We start from the raw sequence: 7,403 nt of genomic DNA, 5'->3' as shown, positions 1-7,403 counted from the left end.
CCGCCGCGGGGGTCGCCGTCTGCTCGGTCATCCAGGTGGCGACCGCGACGTCGTAGGCGCCGGTGTGGCGGAACGCGGCCGCGGCGAGCGTGCGGCGCTGGTCCAGCGTGAAGCCGCCGGCAGCGACCGCCTCGAGGGCCTCGCCGTACCCGGCCGGGTCGACGAGCACCGTCACCGAGGGATGGTTCTTGGCCGCCGCGCGGACCATGGACGGACCGCCGATGTCGATCTGCTCGACGCAGGCGTCGAAGTCCGCGCCGGAGGCCACCGTGTCGGTGAAAGGATAAAGATTGACGACGACGAGCTCGAACGGCTTCACATCCAGATCAGCGATCTGCTGCAGGTGTTCCGGCTTGCGCGTATCCGCCAGGATGCCCGCGTGAACTCGGGGATGCAGGGTCTTGACCCGGCCCTCCAGGCACTCCGGGAATCCGGTGAGCGCGTCGACCGGGGTCACGTCGATCCCGGCATCGGCTATCCGCTGGGCGGTGGACCCGGTGGAGACGATCTCGACGCCCGCATCCGCCAGCCCCTGAGCGAGCTCGGTGAGCCCGGTCTTGTCATAGACGCTGATGAGGGCGCGGCGTACGGGCCTGCGGGAGTTGTCCGGCTGGGAGGTCACGATATGTACACCTTTCGACCTTCGATATGGAGGCGACCGCGGGCGGCGGCCGAGAGAACGTCGACGAGCATCTCGCGCTCGTGGACCTTGATGCGTTCGTGCAGGGTGGCTTCAGTGTCGTCCGGGCGGACCTCGACGGCACGCTGATCGATGACCGGACCGGTGTCGACCCCGGCATCGACCAGGTGCACCGTGCATCCGGTGACGGTGACGCCGTACGCGAGGGCATCCCGCACGGCATGGGCTCCGGGAAATGCGGGCAGCAGCGCGGGATGGGTGTTGAGGACCCGGCCGGGGAACTCGGCGAGGAAGGACGCACCGAGGATGCGCATGAAACCGGCCGAGACGACCCAGTCGGGATCGAGCTCGCGGACGGTCTCCGTCAGTGCGCGGTCCCAGGCTGCACGGTCGGCGTGGTCCTTCGGCGAGACCACGGCGGTCGGCAGGCCCGTGGCGGCGGTACGGGTCACGGCCTCGCACTCGCAGTCGGAGACCAGCGCGATCACGCGGTAGGGACAGTCCGGGCCGGTGGCGGAGTCCAGCACGCTCTGGGCGAGGGTTCCCGCACCGGAGGCCAACAGAACGACCTTCTGGGGTGTGACGGACTCGCCACTGTCCACGTTGCGCGCTCCTACCCGTCGACCAATCGGCCCGGGATCTACCGGGCCACTGGTGGAAGTCTAGTCGTCGGCCTCGGGTGCGCTGTCAGGGAGTTCCGAGGACTCGTCGTCGGACGGATCTGCAGCAGGCTCGTCCGTGTCGGTATCCGTGTCGGTGTCGGCGTTGGTGTCCGCATTCAGGTCGGTGTCCGCATCCACGTCGGTGTCCGTGTCCATGGCTGGATCGGAATCTAACGCTGAATCGTCCACATCGTCGCCGGCGCCATGATCCGCCCGGTCCGTGTTCCCGGCTCCGAACTCGAGGATGTGGGAGTCGGCTTTGTCGTCGTCGTCCTCGGGGTTTTCTCCCGGTTCCCCGCCCTCCGGATCCTCACCGGCGAGGTCTTCCCCGTCCGGCTCGTTCTCGAAGAGGGTTTCTTCAGACGTGGCGCCCTCGGCGGGATCTTCCTCGGCCAGGTCCTGCTCGGCCAGGTCGTCCTCGACCGGGTCCTCGTCCGGCAGGTCCGCGGTGCCCACGCGCCGGCGGCGGCGAGCCAGCTCACTCTCCGCACGCTCGCGGCGCCGCGTCATCCCCGCCAGCGACAGGGCGATGGTCGTGGACCCGATGATCCCGAACAGCAGCAGGGCCATCCCCGCGGCAATCAACGACCCTGTCCCCACCTCGCCCAACACACCGAGCGTTCCGCCCGCCACCACCGGCGTCACCGCCGTCACCACCGCGACGGTCGCGGCGGCCAGCCACGTGGCCTTCACCGCGTCGGCGGTCGTGCGGAACCAATGCGCCACAGACCGCGCCAACACCGCCGCGGCGACAACAGTCACCAGCAGCAGGCCCTGCACGACCCAATGGGGGTTGGTGGTGGGCAACGCCGCAGCCAACGGCACCTCCGGCATCGGCCCCCGCGACACCGCGAACACGCTGTACGAGGCCTCGCCGAGGTGCGCCTCACCGCCGACCAGGAGCGCGGCGCCCGCCATCACCACGTTCGGCAGGTACGCCACCGAGATCCCGGTCAGCGCCGCCGTTCCCACGAAGCCCTTGCCGATCTCCATCACCGCGAGAATCGGCTCCCACGCGAACAGGACGCCGATCAACACGAGCATCGCCGAGATGGCCCACATCGCCAGCACGAACGCGATTCCCAGATGGATACCGCCCCGCACCCACAGCGGCAGCACCTCGCGCAGCTCCCGACGGAAATACAGCCATACCCCGACACCCGATCCGGCGATACTCACCGCGGCGGTCCAGGCCAGCGCGACGGGCAGCGACGACTCCCGCACCGCGAAATCCGACGCCGCCGAACCCACTAACAGCGAGGCCAGGCCGGTCAGGGCCATGCCGGCCACGGTGACACCCGCGATCGCCGACGCCGCCTCCCGGCCGCCGGGCTGCTCGATGTCCGACAGCACCGCCCGCGTCTGCCGCGCCAACACCACCGCATAGAGCAACGGCGGCAGCAGGGGCAGGAAACCAAGCTCCACCGCGTCGATCGTCAGCGGCACCCGGTTGACGACAAGCCATTCCACGGCGACCACCGCGAACAGCGAATCGAACCCCGTCGAGGAGAACAGCAGCCCCGCCAGCGTGATGACCACCAGAACCAGGACGGTGACGATCACGGGCAATGCCGCAGCCGCCGCCGTCCAGAGCAGCGATCCGGCCCCTGCCGGGGACCGACGAGCTGCGGGGCGGATGACGCGTTGAGGACTCACGCCGTCAACCGTAGATAGCCGGTCCGACATGACGGACGTCGGCACGCCGATTCGGGTGGACAGTGTCAGGCGGTACCGAGGAAATAGACGGTCTCGATCTCGACAGGGAACATATTTTCCACATCCCGCGTACCCATTGCCACGATCCCGTCACCTGAGCGGGAGAACACTCCACCTTCAGTGTCGAGCAGGGCCAGTTTCCCATCGCAGTACACGCGGGTCACATAGGTCTTGCCATCGACCTCCATGCCGCTGTTGCCGCCACCGAATCGGTAGCTGCAGAAATCGCCGTCCCGCGTCGTGACGAAGAGCGGGACAGGGTCATATTGCTCATCTACCGGTTGCCCTGTCAGCACTCGTGGCGAGGAGATGCGACGAAGTGTTTCCAGATCGTCAAACATGCACAGTGCGTTGTACCCGGTCTCATCCGGCCAACATTCCGTCGCCGCAGCGGCCGAGATGGTGCTGCAGTTCACGGTCCCGGGTTCGACTGCGGAACGGGCCGGACCGTCGGCGTACTTCCCATTCGCCTCGCACTGCACCATGGGGCTCGGATCCACGGTGAATCCCGGTTGGACGCGTCCTGCGGAATCGACTGGTCGCAGAATTTCCACGGACGTGGTCCCGGCATCTTGCGCCCAAGCTGGCAACTGCGCCTGCGACAGATCACTTCCGGTCGAGCCGGCTCGGAACTTCTTGCCACCCGTACCGGGTAGGCAGCTGCACAGGACGACAGTGGTGACCTTGTCCGAACCGTCCGAGGTGACCTTCCACGCCGTGCCCGCCTCCTGGCTCGCGGTGTACACCTCGACTGTCCCCTGCCCTGAGGACTCCGCAGAAGTCTCGACTGGTTCACCGTAGATCCTGCGGAAGTCGGCGGTGGTATTGCCGACGCCCAGCCCGTCGATCGTGGATCCATGCGTGTCGCGGATTTCCACCAGGTAGCCGTCACTGTCGAAGACCCAGTCGCAGTCCACCCAATGAATGACGGTGTACTCACCGTCGACGACCCCGGCTGATTGCTCCGGGAAATCGGAGTGGGCCGACCTGATGTCGTTGAAGTGCTGTCCCAGCTCGATCCCGGACCGCCCGGTGGGCGTCAGAGCGTCCGCCCCGGCGGGCGCGTTCTGGGCTGCAACCACTCGGGAAACAAGCTGATCGACGTTGTCCGCCGTGAGGTACAGGCCGCCCGTCTCCCGCGAGACACACGCCAACTCCTCCACATCGCTCTTGAATCCGATCGTCGAGATCACCACGTCCGGTTGAGACTGCTTGATCTCGCGTGCCGCCTCACACGGCGTGGGGTCCCCACAGGTGTCCTCGCCATCAGAGATGAGGACTATCGCCTTCTCGCCATCGATCCCGGCCCCGGCGAACTCGTCCGCGGCCACCTTCAGTGCCCGGCCAATCGGGGTGAAACCACCAGGACTGAGCCCGTCGATCTGATCCTGAACAGCCCCATCACCCTCGTCCCCCGTATCGGACTCCACCGGGGACAGCGACCGCAGCACCGTGATGTCCTCACACGACGCCGCCTGAGACTCGGGCCGATCATCGGTGTTCGCCCCATAGGTCACCAACGCCGCCTCCGTCCCCTCCGGAAGCTCGGACATCAACGCGGTGGCAGCCTGCTTGGCCGCATCAATCCGGAGCCCGGGCGCATCGTCCTCCGCCATCGAGCCCGACGAATCCACCACGAGCACCGTCGGAACCGCCCTGACCTCCGGAGCCCCACCCTGGCCACCGGCATCGTCGCCGAACCCGAGCTGCGCGCAGCCCGCCACCAGCAAGCCCACCCCGAACACAGCCGCCGCGCTCAATCCCCGCATTTTCATAAGGAAACAGTAACTCGCGCAGGTTCGCTACGGGCTCTTCGCCTGCACACGGCACGGATTTCGACCTTAACAACAGAGTCGCCCCCTGCCGCTGATGCGGCAGGGGGCGAGACGCGCTAGAGCCCTTAGGGACTCGTCACATGGCGTCGAGGATCTCCTTGGCGAGCTTCGCGGTCTCGGACGGCGTCTTGCCGACCTTCACGCCCGCGGCCTCAAGGGCCTCCTTCTTGGCCTGCGCGGTGCCCGCGGAGCCGGAGACGATGGCGCCGGCGTGGCCCATGGTCTTGCCCTCGGGAGCCGTGAAGCCGGCGACGTAGCCGACAACCGGCTTGGTCACGTTGGCCTTGATGTAGTCGGCGGCACGCTCCTCGGCGTCGCCACCGATCTCACCGATCATGACGATGACCTTGGTCTCCGGGTCCTTCTCGAAGGCCTCGATGCAATCGATGTGCGTGGTGCCGATGATCGGGTCGCCACCGATGCCGATGGCGGTCGAGAAGCCGTAGTCCGACAGCTCGTACATCATCTGGTAGGTCAGGGTGCCCGACTTCGACACGAGGCCGACCGGGCCCTTGCCGGTGATGTTGGCCGGGGTGATGCCGACCAGCGACTCCTCCGGCGTGATGATGCCGGGGCAGTTGGGGCCGAGGATCCGGGTCTTGGAGCCCTTGGACACGTTGTAGTTGTGCGCAACGGCGGTGTCGAGAACCGGAGCACCCTCGGTGATGACCACGGCGAGCGGGATCTCGGCGTCGACGGCCTCGATCATGGCGTCCTTGGTGAACGGCGGCGGGACGAAGAGGATCGTCGTGTCGGCGCCGGTGGCCTCCATGGCCTCCTTGACCGTGCCGAAGACCGGCAGCTCGACGTCGTTTCCGCCGGCGTCCTTGTGCGACACCGTGGTGCCGGCCTTGCGGGCGTTGACGCCGCCGACGACCTGGGTGCCGGCCGCGAGCATGCGGGCGGTGTGCTTGCTGCCCTCGCCGCCGGTGATGCCCTGGACGATGACCTTGCTGTCCTTGTTGAGGAAGATCGACATAACTAGTTGGTTCCTTCTCTTCCTACTTGGCGGCGAGCTCGGCGGCCTTGTCGGCGCCGGAGTCCATGTTGTCGGCCAGGGTCACGAGCGGGTGGTTCGCCTCCGCGAGGATCTTGCGACCCTCCTCGACGTTGTTTCCGTCCAGGCGAACGACGAGCGGCTTGTTGGCCTCGTCACCCAGGATCTCCAGGGCCTTGACGATGCCGTTGGCGACCGCGTCACACGCGGTGATGCCGCCGAAGACGTTCACGAACACGCTCTTAACCTGCTCGTCACCGAGGATGACGTCGAGGCCGTTGGCCATGACCTCGGCCGAGGCGCCGCCGCCGATGTCGAGGAAGTTGGCGGGCTTGACGCCACCGTGGTTCTCGCCGGCGTACGCGACAACGTCCAGGGTCGACATGACCAGACCGGCACCGTTTCCGATGATGCCGACCTCACCGTCGAGCTTGACGTAGTTGAGGTCGTTCTCCGCGGCCTTCTGCTCGAGCGGGTCAGTGGTGCCCGCGTCGGCGAAGTCGGCGAAGACGTCCTTGTGACGGAACTCGGCGTTCTCGTCGAGGGTGACCTTGCCGTCGAGGGCGAGGATCTCGTCGTTCGGCGTTCGAACGAGCGGGTTGACCTCAACCAGCGACGCGTCCTCGTTGACGAAGACCTCGTACAGCTTGGCGATGGTCACCGCGGCGCTGTCGAGGACCTCCTCGGGGAGGTGTCCGGCCTTGGCGATCTCGCGGGCCGCTGCCACATCGACGCCGACCGTGGGGTCGATGCTGATCTTGGCGAGGCGGTCCGGGGACTCCTCGGCGACCTGCTCGATCTCGACGCCGCCCTCAACCGAGCACATGGCCAGGTAGTTGCGGTTCGCACGATCGACGAGGAAGGAGATGTAGTACTCCTCCGCGATGTCACTGGCCTCGGCCACGAGCAGCTTCTTGACGATGTGGCCCTTGATGTCCAGGCCCAGAATGTCCTCGGCCCGGGCGCGGGCCTCCTTGGCATCCTCCGCCAGCTTCACGCCGCCGGCCTTGCCACGGCCACCGACCTTCACCTGCGCCTTGACGACGACAGGCTTGCCGATCTCGGCCGCAACCTTCTCGGCCTCCTCCGCGGTGTCTGCAACGCGCCCCGGGGTGGTGGGCACGTCATGCTTCGCGAAAAGAGCCTTTGCCTGGTATTCAAAGAGATCCATCAGCTCACCATCTTGACGTGTAGATTCGCCCGGCGCATTTTTTAAAGCCGAGTCAAGCCTCATCCTATGCGCCAACTGTGTCGCCCGTCGCACACCGGGGGTAAGCATGTGCGATGGATCACAAGAAGTGGGACGACGACGACAACAGTGGCCGCCACACCCTGCACATGCAGCACACAGTGGCCCACAAACCTCCTGAGTCACACCCGTGTGACCCACCCCTCGCCCGAGCCGGCTGGACCACCTTGCGGCACTGTTGCCTTTCCGTTACCTTGGTCATCGTCTTAATCACGAAACGGTTACGGCGCGAGAACGGGCAAGGCACGAAGAGTCGCAGCACGAACAGTCTCGGCGCGTACGGCCACGACAAAAGAAGTCACGG

At 66.6% G+C, this 7,403-nt stretch carries 5 protein-coding genes and 1 pseudogene; all 6 read right to left on the bottom strand.

The features are described 5' to 3' along the window. Positions 1–622: pseudogene (gene purH / locus G6016_RS06295) on the bottom strand (bifunctional phosphoribosylaminoimidazolecarboxamide formyltransferase/IMP cyclohydrolase); the annotation flags it as partial. After that, positions 619–1,242, bottom strand: a complete 624-nt coding sequence (gene purN / locus G6016_RS06290) for a phosphoribosylglycinamide formyltransferase (protein ID WP_182631827.1) — start codon at positions 1,240–1,242, stop codon at positions 619–621. The gene purN and the pseudogene purH, both read right to left, overlap by 4 nt. A gap of 60 nt (positions 1,243–1,302) precedes the next feature. Further along, the gene (locus tag G6016_RS17500; protein WP_206682289.1) at positions 1,303–2,958 is read right to left on the bottom strand and encodes a cell division protein PerM; all 1,656 of its coding nucleotides are present in this window, start codon (positions 2,956–2,958) and stop codon (positions 1,303–1,305) included. A gap of 65 nt (positions 2,959–3,023) precedes the next feature. Then, positions 3,024–4,778: a vWA domain-containing protein gene (locus G6016_RS06280; protein WP_182631826.1), complete on the bottom strand. Its 1,755-nt coding sequence runs from the start codon at positions 4,776–4,778 to the stop codon at positions 3,024–3,026. A 151-nt stretch (positions 4,779–4,929) separates the two neighbouring features. Continuing rightward, a complete protein-coding gene (gene sucD / locus G6016_RS06275) occupies positions 4,930–5,832 on the bottom strand; it encodes a succinate--CoA ligase subunit alpha (protein ID WP_182631825.1) in 903 nt (300 codons plus the stop codon). Positions 5,833–5,854: 22 nt separating this feature from the next. Next, positions 5,855–7,021, bottom strand: a complete 1,167-nt coding sequence (gene sucC / locus G6016_RS06270) for an ADP-forming succinate--CoA ligase subunit beta (RefSeq protein WP_182631824.1) — start codon at positions 7,019–7,021, stop codon at positions 5,855–5,857. Positions 7,022–7,403 lie beyond the last annotated feature (382 nt).

It is taken from the genome of Dietzia aerolata, assembly GCF_014144865.1.
GTDB lineage: Bacteria > Actinomycetota > Actinomycetes > Mycobacteriales > Mycobacteriaceae > Dietzia > Dietzia aerolata.
Note: the sequence above shows the minus strand (reverse complement) of the source record. Positions and strands in the feature narration are given on the sequence as shown.

Coding starts and splice junctions, on each gene's coding strand:
- sucD (WP_182631825.1), bottom strand. CDS start 5,832: ATGTCGATCTTCCTCAACAAGGACAGCAAGGTCATCGTCCAGGGCATC.
- sucC (WP_182631824.1), bottom strand. CDS start 7,021: ATGGATCTCTTTGAATACCAGGCAAAGGCTCTTTTCGCGAAGCATGAC.